Raw genomic sequence first — 15,025 nt, forward strand, 5'->3', positions numbered from 1 at the left:
CGACCCCGACAGGAACGTACGGCGGGATCAACGGGACGCGGATTCGCTCGTGCCCGAGCGCATGGAGCCGACCATCGCACGGTGGATGAGTCTCTACGCCTAGGTGGCTCGGACGCGCTCGCCGATCTTCTCGTGGTGACGTTCGCGGCTTATCTGTAATCGTGTCACCCGCGACGGCTCGCGCCGCGGGTTGCGCATGGGCCCACTTATGGCTGTTGGAATGGCCACGGATTTGGCCACAGAACACGGTGGAACCGATGCGAACAAGAGGGACGGAGCGTCACAGCGGGAACGGCTGAACCTCGCTGACGTGCAGCTATGAGACCGTGCGCACTGGAGGAGACGGTGACCGGTTAGCTCATACCTTAGAGGTCGAATCGTGGCCAGTGAGCGGCGTCGTTGGCGGCATTTTTGCGCGAACATGCTGATTCAACGGCTCCAACCGCGAACCGTAGGCCAGGCCTGGTGGCTATCAGGTGTAGCTTCAGGGTGTGTTCTCAGGTGTTTATGTGGTAGCGTCTCAGGTAGATCAACGTGGAGGTGCGATATGCCAGTCTTGACCGTCTCTGCGGCGCAGCGGCTTGATGATGAGGCAGCGACGCTTTCGATCCGCGAGATCGCCGCGTATCTGCAAGAGGCCGTCGGCCAGCGCGTCGCGGCGGCGATGGCGGGCTTGGCTGACGCCAAGCAAATCGGCCGCTACGCGCGCAAGGGCGGCCCGGAACCTCACGGCGCGACCGAGCGCCGGTTACGTGAGGGCTACAAGGTCGTCAGGATGCTCGTCGATGCTTACGACGACAAGACGGCGCGGGCGTGGCTGTTTGGCACCAACACGCGCTTGGACGATCGCGCGCCGATCGAGGTGCTCGGTGCGGCGGTCGACACCGCGGAGTTCGCGATGGTTGTCCGGGCTGCACGGCAGGTCGCCAGCTTCCAGTCGTGATCGCGGCGCCCGAGCAGGGGCGAACCCTGTGGCGGGTCGGCTATTACGCTGACCCGCTCGGCTTCACTCCGCTGGAGCTGTACCAGTTCAGTCACCGTTTCGACGACGTCTACCGCCGGTTCCGCACGCTCTATTGTGCTGACTTGGCGGAAACGTGTCTTCGCGAGGTGCTAGCCGACTTCCGGCCGAACCTCGGCGCGCTGCGCCGCCATGTTGAGCGCTACGGACCTGAGGCTGCCCAAGACTTCACTGAGAAGCCGGTCACTGCGCAGTGGCGCATACAGCACGCCCTCGTTCCCACAGTCCTGAAGCTCGATGGCCCCTTGATCGATCTCACCGACGTGCCCACACGCCAGGAGATCGAGGATCGCCACGTCGAACTGCTGCTCGAGCACGACCTGCAGCACCTCGATCTGCGCGAGATCACCACCAGTCGCCGCGCCATCACGCAGACGATCGCCGCGGACCTTTTTGACCGAGGCGCCGGCGCCGTCCGGTTCCCGTCCCGCCTGGACGGCAACGCTTGCGTCGCACTCTTCGAGGGGCGCGGCACCGCGAGCTTGGCCGGAGACCCCATCGCGCTCACCGACCCGCCGCCCGAACCGCTCCTCAACGTCACCACGCCGTGGGGCCTAGTGCTTGAGCCAGCGCCGGTGAAACTGCTCTAGATTGGGATGCGCGCGGTGGTGCCCATCGGACCACACGCAAGCAAATTGGACTGCATCCAGCCTTTCAGTTGCGGTCGATAGTTCAGTTGGCGTCTCTATGAGATCCGCCGGGACCGCCGCGCTCTGTTCGGTAAGCGAAAACCATCGCACTAAGACTTCGCCCAAGTCCGCTTCTACCGACCAAGTAACCCGATCGGCTTGCCACGCAGATTGGGTTATCTCATGGGGCCAACATGGGGCCAACGAGCCAGACCGACTGATCCAACACGTCCGAATGCCGGTTGCGCTTCTGGTCTGACCGGCTGAAACACATTGGTGTAGGCCAGAACTCCGCCTGAAAAGCGGAAGGTCGGCGGTTCGATCCCGCCCCTGGCCACCGTAGATGGTGATCGCCAAAGATCATCGAGATGGAGCGCGAGGTCGCCGCGACGCGGTCGGCTCATCAGCCCTCGCAAGATCCAGGCGGGCGTTGTGCGCCACCCTGACAGTCGCCAAAGCCAGCAGTGCCCACGGGGCCCTGCTGGCGTCGGCGAGTAAGCGAAATCCGCTACTTGAGCATGCTCCCGGCGTCGACGGTGACCGGAAGACCTGTGATGTAACGCGATTCGTCGGAAGCCAGGAACAGCACCGCGTTGCTGATGTCCACCGGTTCGACCCACCCGATCGGCAGCACGTGCATGAACTGCGCGGCGACCTTGAGGTCGTCCGGGCCGGGGTTTTCCAGGTCGGGCCGGAACAGCTTCATCGTCCCCTCGTTCATGAACATGGGCGTGTTCACGTTGGTGGGATGAACGGAATTCACCCGGATGAAGTGCTCGCCGAGTTCGACGGCGAAGGTGCGCATCAGACCGACCACGCCGTGTTTGGCGGCGATGTAGTGACCGGTGTGCGGGTAGGCCTTGAGCCCGCCGACGGAGCTGGTCAGAATGATAGAGCCGCCTTGGCCCTGGGAAATCAGATGCGGCACACCGGCTTTGACGGTCTTCCAGACGCCGGAAAGGTTGACGTCGATCATGTCACGCCAGTCGTCTTCGCTGGTTTTGTCGAGGGTCAGGCCGCCGTTGCCGATTCCGGCATTGGCGCAGATGATGTCCAGCCGGCCGAGCTGTTCGACGCCGCTGTCGACCGCTGCCTTCAGCGCGTCGTAATCGCGGACGTCGACTTCGGCGGTCACGATGCGGCGGTTGAGGGCCTTGATGAGGTCGGCCGTCTCGGCCAGGTCGTCGGGTGTCGACGGCGGGATGACGCTATTGCTGCTGATCGGCGTGCAGACGTCGACGGCGATGATGTCGGCGCCTTCCTGCGCCAGGCGCACCGCGTGGCTGCGGCCCTGGCCGCGGGCCGCCCCGGTGATGAACGCGACCTTGCCCTCAACTCTTCCACCCATGACTGCACCTCACCTAGACGTTCGCGACATTATTTGTCGATCGATCAGGAAGGTTGGCACCATTCGGTCGCAGTGTCAACAGACATGTGCCCGGCCGCCCGGTTGGCGGCCCGCGACGCGGAAGTGGCTCTGCTGTCCTCGCGGCAGCGCTCGCGCGTGCTAGCCGCTGGGTGTGGCCGCGGCGGCGGGCGCCTTCAGCAGGCTCATCTGGCGCTCGACGAAGGCGCGCAACTCGTCGTGTCCCTGGGTGACACCGACGGCGCTCTCGTTGCACAGGCTGCGCGCCACCTGCGCGATCAGCATCGAGATCGCTACCGGCGGATATTCCTCGAGATCGACTCCGTTGGCCCGCAGCACCATGGTTACCGCCGCCGTCTCGATGTCGCGAACACGCTCGGCGTAGGCCTTGAGTTCGGCGCCAATTGCCTTGCGGTGGTTAGCCAATGCCATGAATTCGGCGTTGAGTGCGGTCACCGCCGTATCGCTGTTCATCAGCCACAGCGCTTGCAGTGGGTCGTCCTCCGTCAATAGGGCGCGCATGCGCGTCAGCGCGGTCTCCGCGCCGGCCCGCAGCACTTCGACGAACAGGTCGTCCATCGTCGGAAAGTAGTAGTAGACCAGGGCCTGCTTGACGCCGGCCTCGGCGGCGACCCGCCGGGACGTGGCCGCGGCATAGCCTTCCTGGCGCATGATGTGGGCGGTGGCCTCGATCAGTTTGCCGCGCGCCCCGGCGTCGGGGGTCCTCCTGTTTTGGCGAGCCGCCCCGCGGTTGGGCGCACCCGATTTGCTTGACCGGTCCGCGCGATCCGTGGTAGGCATACCGCATCCTAACAATTTGGTCGATCGATCAGTTTGTGGGTCGCAAACAGGAAGACGGGCCGGGCGGAGGGTCAAATGATGACAGCGCGCATGCGGGTCCGGGTGGATCCGCGCCTGTGTGAGGCGCACGCCCTCTGCGTGGAGATCGCTCCCGAGGTTTTCGACCTGGGTGACGACGTTGCGACCTGCGACGAGGCACCGAGTGAAGCGTTGCGCCACAACGTGGAAGCCGCCGTGGCCGCCTGCCCACGGCAAGCCATCAGCGTGTCCACCGACGAAGCACCGGCGTGACCCACCGCGCTTTTCGGTGCCAGGAAAAGGAATTGAACCCATGACCGATCTCGCCAACGTCGACTACTTCACCGACGCCGACGTCGCGCAAGATCCCTATGACTACTGGGATTACCTGCGCAGCCAGGGGCCGGTGTTTCGCGAACCGCACTACGGCGTCGTGGCCGTCACCGGCTATCAGGAGGTCCACGCCGCCTTCAAAGATGTCGACTCGTTCTCCGCGGTCAATGCGATCGGCGGTCCGTTCCCGCCGCTGCCGTTCACCCCGGATGGTGATGACATCACCGAGCAGATCGAAGCGCATCGCCACGAATTCCCGATCTTCGAGCACATGGTCGTCATGGACCCGCCCGAGCACGAAAAGGCGCGTTCCCTGCTCGGACGGCTGCTCACCCCGCGCCGGCTGCAGGAAAACAAGGACTACATCTGGCAATTGGCCGACCGGCAGTTCGACGAGTTCATCGCCAACGGGCAGTGCGAGTTCCTCAGTGAGTACGCGAAGCCGTTCGCGACACTGGCGATCGCCGATCTGCTCGGGGTTCCCGACGAGGACCGCCCGGAGATCCGCCGCAATCTCGGGGCAGGTAATGCGCCGGGCGCCCGGGTGGGCGCGCTGGATCATGAACCGGTGGGCAGCAATCCGTTGCAGTACCTCGACGATCTGTTCAGCGCCTACATCACCGACCGGCGGCAGCAACCTCGCGAAGACGTGTTGACGGGCCTGGCGACCGCCACGTACCCCGATGGCTCCATCCCCCCGCTTCTGGAGGTCGTCCGGCCGGCAACCTTCCTGTTCGCGGCCGGGCAGGAGACGGTGACCAAACTGCTCAGTTCGGCGGTGCAGGTCCTCGGCGACGACCCCGAGCTGCAAGAGCGGCTGCGCTCAGATCGAAGCCTGATCGGCACGTTCATCGAAGAGGCGCTGCGCATGCAGAGGCCGACCAAGGTCGACTTCCGCCTGGCGCGCAAGACCACAACCCTCGGCGGCGTGCACATCCCGGCCGGCACCGTCCTCATGCTGTGCCTGGGAGCGGCTAACCGCGATCCGCGAAAGTTCGACAATCCCAACGAGTTCCGGGTCGACCGGAAGAACGTCCGCGAGCACATCGGATTCGGTCGCGGCATCCACACGTGCGCGGGCGCGCCCCTGGCGCGGGTGGAAGGGCAGATCACCGTCAACCGCCTCCTGGACCGGACGCGGGGATTCAGGATCAGCGAGGCCAAGCACGGCGTGGCTTCCGGCCGCCAGTACCGCTACGAACCGACGTTCCTGCTGCGCGGCCTGACGGAGTTGCACATCGAGTTCACCCCGGCCGAGTGACGCCGGAGACCGCCGACATCAACTTCCCGAGATGCCCGAGCGCGGTGGCGTATTCGTGCTCCGGCGGTGTCCCGTAACCGATGATGATCCCGTCTGTGCGCCGGGTTGCGCCGTGCCAGAAGGGCGACAGCCCGGTGAGGGCGATGTCGCGCTCGTGCGCGGCGGTCAGCACGTTGGCCTCCGAAATCCCCTCGGGGAGCGCCACAACGGCGTGCAGGCCGGCCGAGATTCCCAACGCCGGCATCCCGGGGGCGCACCGGTCGAGGGTGGAGACGAGGGCGTCGCGGCGGTTGCGGTAGCGCCGACGCATCCGCCGGATGTGCCGGTCGAGCGCCCCGGATTCGATCAACTCCGCGAACGTCAGCTGCGCCAGCACGTCGGTTCCGCGGTCGGCGCGTCGCTTGGCATCGACCACCCCGTCGACCAACGCGGCCGGCAACGCGAGCCAGCCAAGGCGGAGGCCGGGCGCCAGGCTCTTGCTGGCGCTGCCCGCGTAGACGACGTGCTCGGGCGCGAGGCCCTGCAGCGCGCCAACGGGGTGACGGTCGTAGCGGAACTCCCCGTCGTAGTCGTCCTCGATCAGATACGCGCCCCGGGCTGCGGCGATTTGCGCGAACTCGGTGCGCCGGTCGGCGTCGAGCGTCGCCCCGAGCGGAGCGTGGTGTGCGGGGGTGAGCACGGCCGCGGTGACGGCTTTGTTGAACTCCTCGGGCCGCGCGCCCCCGTGGTCGACGCCGAGGGGCTCGACGGTGAGGCCGCTCGCCGCCGCCGTCGCGCGATGGTCCGGCAGACAGGGATTCTCGAGCGCGATCGACCGGGCTCCGCCGGCGGCCAGCGCCTCACACACCAGCCGCAGCCCCTGCGTGAACCCGCTGCAGACGACGATGTGCTCGCCGGTGGTGAGCACCCCGCGCACGCGACCCAGGTAGTTGGCCAGCGCCGCGCGCAGGCGCGGCGACCCGCGCGGATCCGCCGGCCCGAGCTCGGCGTGGGGAGTGACCTGCAGGACTCGGCGCAGCGCGCGTAACCATTCGGCGCGAGGGAACATGCTGAGGTCCGGCCGGCCGAGGCGAAAATCGGCCGCATAGCGCCGAGTGGCGCGCGCGGGATTGACCGGTGTCTGAAGATGCGGCCCGCCCGCCACCTGAGTTGCCGCACCTGGACGGGTGCGGAGGTAGCCCTCGGCTGCCAGTTGCGCATAGACCTCCACGACCGTTCCGCGCGCGAGCCCGAGTTGTGTGGCGAGGGCACGCGAGGAGGGCAACACTTCGCCCGCGGCGAGGCGCCCACCCCGGATAGCTTGTCGCAGAGCGTCTTCGAGCGCAGCGCGCCGGCCGCGTCCTGATGGCAGGTCAAGATGCAGGTCGACTCCGGTGCCGAGACTGGTCCACGAATTCGTCATCGAATTGGACCTTACCGATGGTCCGGTCTGTTGGATAGCGTCGAACACCGGGAGTTCGTGCAAAGGGGAGTCAATGGTTGATGTGGGCACTCGGCGCCTCGATCGCGCCGCGAGTTGGACCGCCGAAGTCAATGCGTTCCAACGCGCGGCGGAAACGTTGCGGCCACCGGGGCGGCGCCTAGTCGAAGACACGTATTCCCGACACTTCGTCAAACACCCCGCATTACGCGCCATGCTGGTCCACCGCTGCGCGGCCGACGCCGCTCTTCGGATCTTTGACCGTCGGTGGGGAGGGCTGCACGCCCACATCGCGCTTCGGGTGCGCTATGTCGACGACGCATGTGAGACCGCGATCGCCGCGGGAATCGGCCAACTCGTGCTGCTCGGCGCCGGCTTCGACACCACCAGCCTGCGGCGCGCGGGCGCCCCGGTGACAATCTTCGAGGTCGACGCGCCGGCGACGCAAGCCGAGAAGCGCCCGATCGTCGAACGACTGCTGCCGCCGCAGCATCTTTGCCGAATACATTGGGTCGCTTGCGATTTAGAGCGGAATGCGCTCCGCGAAGCACTTCTCGCCGGTGGCTTCGACCCCACCGCGGCGGCGCTCGTGGTGTGGCTGGGTGTCACTCCGTACCTGACGCGCGGTGCCATCGACGCCACACTCGCCGACCTCGCCGGACTCTGCGCGCCGGGGAGTCGCCTCGTCCTCGACCACATCGCTGCGGGCGTCGTCACCGCAAGCACCCCGTGGGCGAGCGCGGGCCGGATCACCCGGATGGTGGCCCGGCGCGGCGAACCGTATCGCAGCGACTTCAGCGAAGCCGACCTGGCCGCCACCTTGGCAGACCACGGATTTGACCTGCGCGAGCACGTGACCGTACCTGCGCTCCTGCGCCGCTATGACCCGTCACGCGCGAGCCGGCTGTCGGCCGACGATTGGCTCGCCGTGGCGACGGCAGAACGCGGATGAGGCGCAACCCGGCCACGCCTTGACGGCCCAGATAACCCGCCGCCACCGGATCAACCGGGACAATGGCCGGATGCGTCTTGCGTGGGTTCCCAAGCTGGCCGCCGCCGTTGTAATGGTCGCGGGATGCGGCGCGGCCTGGAGCACCCCTCGCGCCCCGGCCGGCCCCGACGTGCCGCCGGTGAGCGACGCCGCGCGAGCGGCCGGATTCGTCGACATCCGCACCGTCGTTCCCGACGCGGTCATCGATCTGCGCTACGCGACGACGAACAACTTCACCCACACGCAGTTGTATCCTTCCGACGCCAGATGCCTTGTGCACCAATCGATGGCCCCCGGGCTGGCCGCCGCCGCCACCGCGCTGCGCCCACAGGGCCACCTCCTGGTCTTCTGGGACTGCTATCGACCGCACGACGTTCAGGTCAAGATGTTCGCCCTGGTGCCCAACCCCGCCTGGGTGGCACGCCCGGGCCAGTACGCGCGCAGCCACGAGTCGGGACGCTCGGTCGATGTGACCTTCACAACGACCCAACAGCCGTGCCCATCGGGACAACACGCGGGCGGGCTTTGCCTGGCCGATATGGGCACCGACTTCGACGATTTCACCTCTCGGGCAACGGCTTTCAACACCCAAGGCATCAGCGCCGAGGCCGTCGCGAATCGAGCCGCGCTGCGCAAGGCCATGAACTATGGCGGTCTGAAAGTGTATTCGGGCGAATGGTGGCATTTCGACGGTCCGGGAGCCGGTGTCGACCTCCCGATTCTCAACGTCCCCGTGGACTAGCTGTCTCATAATATGAGATAAACATTTCATCATGTGACCGCTCGCCGGTAGGCTGGCGCCATGAATGACCGGCCCAGTTACACGCACGGACACCACGAGTCGGTGCTGCGCAGTCACCGGCGCCGCACCGCCGAGGACTCGGCGGCGTATCTGCTGCCACACCTGAAGCCGGGCCTCTCGGTGCTGGACGTCGGCTGCGGACCCGGCACCATCACCGCTGATCTCGCCGCACGCGTCGCGCCCGGATCCGTCACCGCCGTCGACCAGGTCGCGGACGTCCTGGGCGTGGCCCGCACCGAAGTCGAGCAACGCAACCTGTCCAACGTCGGGTTCGGCACCGCCGACGTGCACAACCTCGAGTTTCCCGACGGCACCTTCGATGTCGTCCACGCCCACCAGGTGCTACAGCACGTCGCCGACCCGGTACGAGCCCTCCGCGAGATGCGGCGAGTGTGCGCGCCGGGCGGCGTCGTGGCGGTCCGCGACGCCGACTACGCCGGGTTCATCTGGTATCCGCAGCTGCCCGCCCTCGACCTGTGGCGAGAGCTCTATCAACGGGTCGCCCGTGCCAACCGCGGCGAACCGGATGCGGGCCGACGACTGCTGTCCTGGGCGCAGCAGGCGGGATTTGACGACATCACGCCCACCGGCAGCCTGTGGTGTTATGCCACACCCGAGACCCGCGCATGGTGGGGCGGCATGTGGGCCGACCGAATCCTTCATTCGGCCGTGGCCCGCGACCTGGTGAGCCTCGAGTTGGCAACCCCGGCGCAGCTCGAGGAGATCTCCGCCGCCTGGCGAGAATGGGCCGCCGCCGAAGACGGCTGGATCGCCATCCCGCACGGCGAAATCCTTTGCCGCGCGTAGGAATTCAGTCCAGAAATAGGTCCGGAATCGGCTGCTCGCCGCCGCCGTACCGGGACAGGTCGGCCACCCCGGCCGATCGCAGCACCGCGGCGTCGATGTGGCACTCGCCGGTGGCTTCCCGCGCGGGTCGAGAGACGATCTCGACGGCGGCGTCGCCCATGATCTCGGGGCTGCGCGAGGACGCGGCCAACCGGTCACCATCGGCCATGTTGGTGACGGCGGCGGTGGCAATGTAGGTCTCCGGCCAAAGACAGTTCACGCCGATACCGTCGTCCGCGAACTCGGCCGCCCAGCCCAGCGACAGCAGCGTCATCCCGTACTTGGACAGCGTGTAGGCCGGGTGGGCGCCCAACCAGCGCGGGTTCATGTTGATCGGTGGCGAGATGGTCAGGACGTGCGGGTTGGCCGATTTCTGTAGATGGGGCACGCACGCCTTGGTCAGGAGGAACGTGCCGCGCAGGTTGACCTCCTGCATCAGGTCGTATTTCTTGGCCGACAGCGCGGCGGTCGGTTCCACCGCGATGGCGCTGGCGTTGTTGACGCAGACGTCGATGCCGCCGAACCGCTGCACCGCCGCCTCGACCACGCGCTGCACGTCGTCTTCGCGGCGCACATCGCCCACGACGGCCAGCGCCTTCCCGCCGGCGGCCTCGACGTCGGCCGCCGCGGTGTGCACGGTCCCGGGCAGGCGCGGATGCGGTGTGTCGGTCTTGGCCAGCAGCACCACGTTGGCGCCCTGGCGGGCCGCGGCGATTCCGATGGCGAGCCCGATGCCGCGGCTCCCACCGGAGATCACTACCGTGCGATCGGCGAGCACGTTGTTAGCCATTCGTCTCCTTTGACCTGGTCAAGCATGTGGTATTGGCATTCTCTTTTTTTGCAAGTACGTTATTCACCGATGGATAATACGGCCCACACTCCCTCCGGCATCCCGCTGCAGCCCGTATATGGGCCGGCGGATAGGGGCGCGGAGCCTCCCCAGCCCGGGGAGTTTCCCTTCACTCGCGGCAACTTCGCCTCGGGCTACCGGGGCAAGCTCTGGACCTTCCGCCAATATTCGGGGTTCGGCACCGCCGAGGAATCCAATCGCCGTTACCGCTACTTGCTGGATCAGGGCGGGACCGGGTTGTCGGTGGCGCTCGACCTGCCGACGCAGTGCGGATACGACTCCGACGATCCCGAGTTCGGCGAGGAAGTCGGCCGGGTCGGCGTCGCGGTGGACACCCTGGCCGACTTCGAGATCCTGTTCGACGGCATCCCGCTGGACAAACTCAGCACGAGCATGACCATCAACGGCACGGCGGCGATCCTGCTGGCGTTCTACGTCGCCGCCGCCGAGAAAAAAGGGATCCCGCGCTCGAAGCTCACCGGGACCATCCAGAACGACATCCTCAAGGAGTACGCCTCGCGCGGGACCTGGATCTGGCCGCCGGAGCCGTCGCTGCGGTTGATCGCGGACACCATCGAGTTCTGTGCGGCCGAGGTGCCGAGGTTCAACGCGATTTCGGTCGCCGGCGCGCATTTCCGCGACGCGGGGGCCAACGCGGTGCAGGAGATGGCGTTCACCCTCGCCGACGGCGTCACCTACTGCGACACGGTCGTGGAGCGCGGCCGCATGACGATCGACCAGTTCGCGCCGCAGATCTCGTTCTTCTTCTATACCCATGGGGACTTCTTCGAAGAGATCGCCAAATACCGGGCGGGACGGCGTCGTTGGGCGACGATCGTGCGGGAGCGCTACGGGGCGACGAAGGACAAGGCGGCGATGTTCCGCTTCGGCTGCGTCTGTGGCGGGGCGTCGCTGTATGCCCCGCAGGCCCACAACAACATCGTCCGCGTGGCCTACGAGGCCATGGCCGCCGTTTTGGGCGGTGTCCAGTCGATGTTCACGGCGGCCTGGGACGAGCCGTTCGCGTTGCCCACCGAGGAGACGACGACACTGGCGCTGCGCACCCAGCAGATCCTCGCGCACGAAACCGGCGTGGCCAGCGTCGCCGACCCGCTGGGTGGCTCGTACTTCGTCGAGGCGCTGACCGACGCGACCGAGGAGCGCATCATCGAGATCATGTCCGACCTCGAGCGCCACGGGGGGATGGTCCATGCCATCGAGGACGGTTACCTGCAGGGCCTGATCGCCGACGAGGCGTTCAAGATCCACCAGGACATCGAATCCGGCGAACGCCCGGTCGTCGGGGTCAACCGGTTCGTGACCGAGGAACCCGAACACGACGTCGTCACCTACGAGCTCGACGCCGAAGGGCGCGATCTTCAGCTCAAGCGGCTCTCCAAGGTAAAGTCCGAAAGGGATTCGGCCGCAGTGAAATCCAGCCTCGCCGCCCTGTCGCGTTCCGCCGAAGGAGACGACAACCTGATGCACAAGTTGATCGACTGCGCCAACGCCTACTGCACGATCGGTGAGATGGTCTCCGCGCTCAAAGCAGTGTGGGGCGAGTTCCAGCAACCGGTGGTGTTCTAAATGGCCGTTCGCGTTCTGGTTGCCAAACCCGGCCTGGACGGGCACGACCGCGGCGCCAAGATCGTCGCCCGCACCCTGCGTGACGCCGGATTCGAGGTCATCTACACGGGCATCCGTCAGCGCATCGAAGACATCGCCTCGATCGCCGTCCAGGAAGACGTCGCGGTGGTGGGCCTGAGCATCCTGTCCGGTGCGCACCTCGCGCTCACCGCGCGCACGGTCGAAGCGCTGCGCGCCGCCGACGCCGCCGATATCTCCGTCGTCGTCGGGGGAACGATTCCGCACGCAGACGTCCCCAAACTGCTCTCCGCCGGGGCCGCGGCGGTTTTCCCCACCGGGACACCGCTGGACAACCTGGTGCGCGAAATCCGCGCGCTGACAGGGGCCCCCGAGCCCGCTTCGGAAGAAAAAGAGGAACAGTGCGCGTCGGAGTAATGATCGGTGCCGAGCGTGGCGACATGGCCCGCAAGGTGCACAAGCTGGCCTCCGATATCGAATGGGCCGAATCCGCGGGTCTGGACACCGCGTGGATGCCCCAGGTGCCCAACGACTTCGACTGCTTGACCATGGTGTCGCTGATGGCCGCGCACACCTCGCGCATCGAGCTGGGCACCGCGGTGGTGCCGCTGCAGGCCCAGCACCCGATCGCCCTTGCCCGCCAAGCGCTTTCGACGCATGCGGTGGCCGGCGGGCGGTTGGCCCTGGGTGTTGGGCCGTCGCATCACTGGATCGTCCGGGACATGCTCGGCTTGCCGTATGAGAAGCCCGCCGCCTACACCCGCGACTACCTGCAGGTCCTCAACGCCGCCATCGCCGGGCCGGGGCCGGTTGACGTCGAGAACGATTCGTTCACGGTGCACAATCCGCTGGCGATCGGGGCCGACACCCCGATTCCGGTGTTGGTCGCCGCGCTGGGACCGGTGATGCTGCAACTCGCCGGTGAGCTCGCCGATGGCACGGTGTTGTGGATGGCCGACGAGCGCGCGATCGGTGATCACATCGCGCCGAAGATCACCAAGGCCGCCGCCGATGCCGGCCGCCCGGCGCCGCGGATCGTCGCGGGCATTCCGGTATGCCTGTGTGCGCCTTCGCAAGTCGAGGAGGCCAGACAGCGGGCCAACCGGATCCTGGGGGAGGCCGAGGTGTCGCCCAACTACCAGCGCCTGCTCGACCGCGGCGACGCCCGCGATGTTGGCGACCTGTGCGCGGCAGGTGACTCGGAACAGATCTTGGCCCGGATGCGTCGTTTCGCCGACGCCGGTGTGACCGATCTGTCGGTGCGGCTGCTGCCCATCGGCGACAACCGCGACGAGCTGGTCGCCTCCAAACGTCGCACCCGCGAAATGATCGCCTCGCTCGCGGCGGAATTGCGTTGACTGGCAGCAACACCGGGCCGCTGGCGGGGATCCGCATCCTCGAGGTCGGCACCATGCTGGCCGGCCCGTACGCCACCATGCTGCTCGCCGACCTCGGGGCCGAGGTCACCAAGATCGAACCCGCCGGCGGCGAGATTTCCCGCAGCGTCGGCGCCACGTACTTCGCCAGCCTCAACCGGAACAAGTCCAGCATCTGCCTGGACCTGAATTCGGATGCGGGACAACAGCGCTTGGGTGAACTGGTCGGCGACTCCCACGCGCTGCTGGTGAACCTGAAACCGTCCGCCATCCGCCGGCTGGGGCTCACCTACGAGCAGCTGCGACGGCACAACGACCGGATCGTTTGCGTGGCCATCACCGGCTTCGGCCTGTACGGCGGCGACGATCCCGCGTTCGACTATGTGGTGCAGGCCGGTGTCGGCACCGCCGCGCTGACCGGTGACCCGGACGGCCCGCCGACGCTGCCCGGATACTCCTCGGCCGACAACTCCACCGGAATGTCCGCGGCGCTGGGCCTGTTGGCCAAGTTCATCTCCGGCACCGGCGGGCAAGTGGATGTGTCGCTGCGCGACGTCATGCTGTCGCAGCTGAACTACCATGCCTCCGCCTATCTCAACAGCGGTGTAGAGCCCCAGCGTCGCCCGCACGGTGCCCACTCCTATTACGTTCCGGCTCAGCTGTTTCCAACGGCCGACGGATATCTGGCGCTGTTCATCACCCACGATGGGTTCTGGAAGTCTTTTGCCGCAGAGGCGGGCATCGGGGGATTCGAGACGATGGCCGAGCGGGTCGCCCGCCGCGACGAAGTGCTCGCCGTCGTCACGGCGATGCTGGCGACCGACAACGCGGCCGGGTGGGAGCGTCGACTGCGTCCCCTCGGGGTTCCGGCAGCGGCCGTCAGGACCCTGCCCGAGGCGCTCGAGGCGACCCCGGAAGTGGTTGTGACAGCGGGCGATTTCCGTTTGGTGGGCAGCCCGATCCATGTCTCCGGGTATGAGCCGCAGTACAGTCCGCCGCCCGAACTGCCGAGCGTCGAGTAGATGCGCGGAAATCGCCGATTTCGCGCAACGAGCCGACGTTGGACGCCAAGACACTGGCCACATCTCGCTGGTGAAAGGGGAATTCTCATGGGGCGCATCGGGGTCCTGAGACGTTACCGGCCGAAGGCCGGGGTGCCGGCGTGAATGCGTTGCCAACGGTCGAGGATGTCATCGACTCGTACACCGGCCGATCGCGCGCGGTGCTGCAGTACGGCGCCACCACGAAGCGGCTCGTCGACCAAGCGAAGAAACCGGGCTTCTCGGTGGACAGTTGGAGACCGCTGGCCGAGCTGGTCGCCGTCGGCGAATTCGAGCGAATCGGTGCGTTCAAAGAGGTGATGAAGTGGCCGGATTATGTCGAATTCCTCACCAATTGGGCGACATCGTCGGAGTGGGAGTGTTCCTTCAAGCACATCACCGAGTCCGGTGGCCGCGTGTTCCTCGAGCTCGAGGAACGGAGCGAGGTAGGCGAATTCCGTAGCGTGGTCAATTCGCTGACCGTCTATGAGTTCACCGATGATGACCGGATCCGCCACATCGACGTTTATCTTCAGATGACGCCGCCACCGGCCGAGATGCTTAAAAGCTTTGAGGGAGTGGAACTGCCGCAAGGCTAGTCCGTCCGCCGAACGTCGAGTAGTGGCGCCAAAATGGCCCGATTTCGCGCAACAAGCCGATGCTCGG

Annotated in this window: 16 protein-coding genes and 1 tRNA gene; 13 read left to right on the forward strand and 4 right to left on the reverse strand. The window is 66.7% G+C overall.

Annotation, left to right across the window (positions count from 1 at the left end; translation table 11 throughout):
• The first annotated feature begins 547 nt into the window (after positions 1–547).
• The 3 genes from AC0KS4_RS01560 (at position 548) to AC0KS4_RS01570 (ending at position 1,987) form a co-directional block, all read left to right on the forward strand.
• The gene (locus AC0KS4_RS01560; protein WP_007168495.1) at positions 548–943 is read left to right on the forward strand and encodes a hypothetical protein; all 396 of its coding nucleotides are present in this window, start codon (positions 548–550) and stop codon (positions 941–943) included.
• Complete coding sequence (locus AC0KS4_RS01565; protein ID WP_007168496.1) at positions 940–1,611, forward strand: RES family NAD+ phosphorylase; 672 nt, start codon at positions 940–942, stop codon at positions 1,609–1,611. Before AC0KS4_RS01560 ends, AC0KS4_RS01565 begins: the two co-directional genes overlap by 4 nt.
• A 317-nt stretch (positions 1,612–1,928) precedes the next feature.
• Positions 1,929–1,987: transfer RNA gene (locus tag AC0KS4_RS01570), tRNA-OTHER, on the forward strand.
• Between the two features lie 171 nt (positions 1,988–2,158).
• Here AC0KS4_RS01570 and AC0KS4_RS01575 read toward each other — a convergent pair.
• Positions 2,159–2,998 (reverse strand): mycofactocin-coupled SDR family oxidoreductase, encoded by an 840-nt coding sequence (locus tag AC0KS4_RS01575; protein WP_225329039.1) that lies wholly within the window; start codon positions 2,996–2,998, stop codon positions 2,159–2,161.
• A 159-nt stretch (positions 2,999–3,157) separates the two neighbouring features.
• The gene (locus tag AC0KS4_RS01580) at positions 3,158–3,712 is read right to left on the reverse strand and encodes a TetR/AcrR family transcriptional regulator (RefSeq protein WP_238958408.1); all 555 of its coding nucleotides are present in this window, start codon (positions 3,710–3,712) and stop codon (positions 3,158–3,160) included.
• Between the two features lie 195 nt (positions 3,713–3,907).
• Here AC0KS4_RS01580 and AC0KS4_RS01585 point away from each other — a divergent pair, with 195 nt between their 5' ends.
• Complete coding sequence (locus AC0KS4_RS01585) at positions 3,908–4,108, forward strand: ferredoxin (protein ID WP_238958407.1); 201 nt, start codon at positions 3,908–3,910, stop codon at positions 4,106–4,108.
• Positions 4,109–4,148: 40 nt separating this feature from the next.
• Positions 4,149–5,429 carry a cytochrome P450 gene (locus AC0KS4_RS01590; RefSeq protein WP_238958372.1) on the forward strand — a complete coding sequence of 427 codons (1,281 nt, stop codon included), beginning with the start codon at positions 4,149–4,151 and terminating at the stop codon, positions 5,427–5,429.
• On the opposite strand, the gene pdxR is transcribed toward AC0KS4_RS01590, so the two are convergent.
• On the reverse strand, positions 5,413–6,831 hold the full coding sequence (pdxR, locus tag AC0KS4_RS01595) for a MocR-like pyridoxine biosynthesis transcription factor PdxR (RefSeq protein ID WP_238958371.1): 1,419 nt from the start codon (positions 6,829–6,831) through the stop codon (positions 5,413–5,415). The two genes, AC0KS4_RS01590 and pdxR, sit on opposite strands and share 17 nt — an antisense overlap.
• Positions 6,832–6,913: 82 nt before the next feature.
• Here pdxR and AC0KS4_RS01600 point away from each other — a divergent pair, with 82 nt between their 5' ends.
• The 3 genes from AC0KS4_RS01600 (at position 6,914) to AC0KS4_RS01610 (ending at position 9,449) form a co-directional block, all read left to right on the forward strand.
• The gene (locus AC0KS4_RS01600) at positions 6,914–7,801 is read left to right on the forward strand and encodes a class I SAM-dependent methyltransferase (RefSeq protein WP_308193109.1); all 888 of its coding nucleotides are present in this window, start codon (positions 6,914–6,916) and stop codon (positions 7,799–7,801) included.
• Positions 7,802–7,913: 112 nt separating this feature from the next.
• Positions 7,914–8,582, forward strand: coding sequence for a M15 family metallopeptidase (locus AC0KS4_RS01605; RefSeq protein WP_238958406.1), 669 nt, complete (start codon positions 7,914–7,916; stop codon positions 8,580–8,582).
• A 60-nt stretch (positions 8,583–8,642) separates the two neighbouring features.
• Positions 8,643–9,449, forward strand: a complete 807-nt coding sequence (locus tag AC0KS4_RS01610; protein WP_238958369.1) for a methyltransferase domain-containing protein — start codon at positions 8,643–8,645, stop codon at positions 9,447–9,449.
• 4 nt (positions 9,450–9,453) lie between these two features.
• Here the strand turns inward: AC0KS4_RS01610 and AC0KS4_RS01615 are convergent, their stop codons facing one another.
• Positions 9,454–10,278, reverse strand: coding sequence for an SDR family oxidoreductase (locus AC0KS4_RS01615; protein WP_238958368.1), 825 nt, complete (start codon positions 10,276–10,278; stop codon positions 9,454–9,456).
• A 69-nt stretch (positions 10,279–10,347) separates the two neighbouring features.
• Here AC0KS4_RS01615 and AC0KS4_RS01620 point away from each other — a divergent pair, with 69 nt between their 5' ends.
• The 5 genes from AC0KS4_RS01620 (at position 10,348) to AC0KS4_RS01640 (ending at position 14,958) form a co-directional block, all read left to right on the forward strand.
• Positions 10,348–11,925 carry a methylmalonyl-CoA mutase family protein gene (locus AC0KS4_RS01620; RefSeq protein WP_238958367.1) on the forward strand — a complete coding sequence of 526 codons (1,578 nt, stop codon included), beginning with the start codon at positions 10,348–10,350 and terminating at the stop codon, positions 11,923–11,925.
• Positions 11,926–12,360 (forward strand): cobalamin B12-binding domain-containing protein, encoded by a 435-nt coding sequence (locus tag AC0KS4_RS01625; RefSeq protein ID WP_225329046.1) that lies wholly within the window; start codon positions 11,926–11,928, stop codon positions 12,358–12,360.
• A complete protein-coding gene (locus AC0KS4_RS01630) occupies positions 12,345–13,301 on the forward strand; it encodes an LLM class F420-dependent oxidoreductase (protein ID WP_238958366.1) in 957 nt (318 codons plus the stop codon). The genes AC0KS4_RS01625 and AC0KS4_RS01630 overlap by 16 nt, the downstream gene beginning before the upstream one ends.
• Positions 13,298–14,341, forward strand: coding sequence for a CaiB/BaiF CoA transferase family protein (locus AC0KS4_RS01635; RefSeq protein WP_238958365.1), 1,044 nt, complete (start codon positions 13,298–13,300; stop codon positions 14,339–14,341). The genes AC0KS4_RS01630 and AC0KS4_RS01635 overlap by 4 nt, the downstream gene beginning before the upstream one ends.
• A 140-nt stretch (positions 14,342–14,481) precedes the next feature.
• Positions 14,482–14,958 carry a hypothetical protein gene (locus AC0KS4_RS01640; protein WP_238958364.1) on the forward strand — a complete coding sequence of 159 codons (477 nt, stop codon included), beginning with the start codon at positions 14,482–14,484 and terminating at the stop codon, positions 14,956–14,958.
• Positions 14,959–15,025 lie beyond the last annotated feature (67 nt).

It is taken from the genome of Mycobacterium sp. NTMscope_MAC_12, assembly GCF_976985675.1.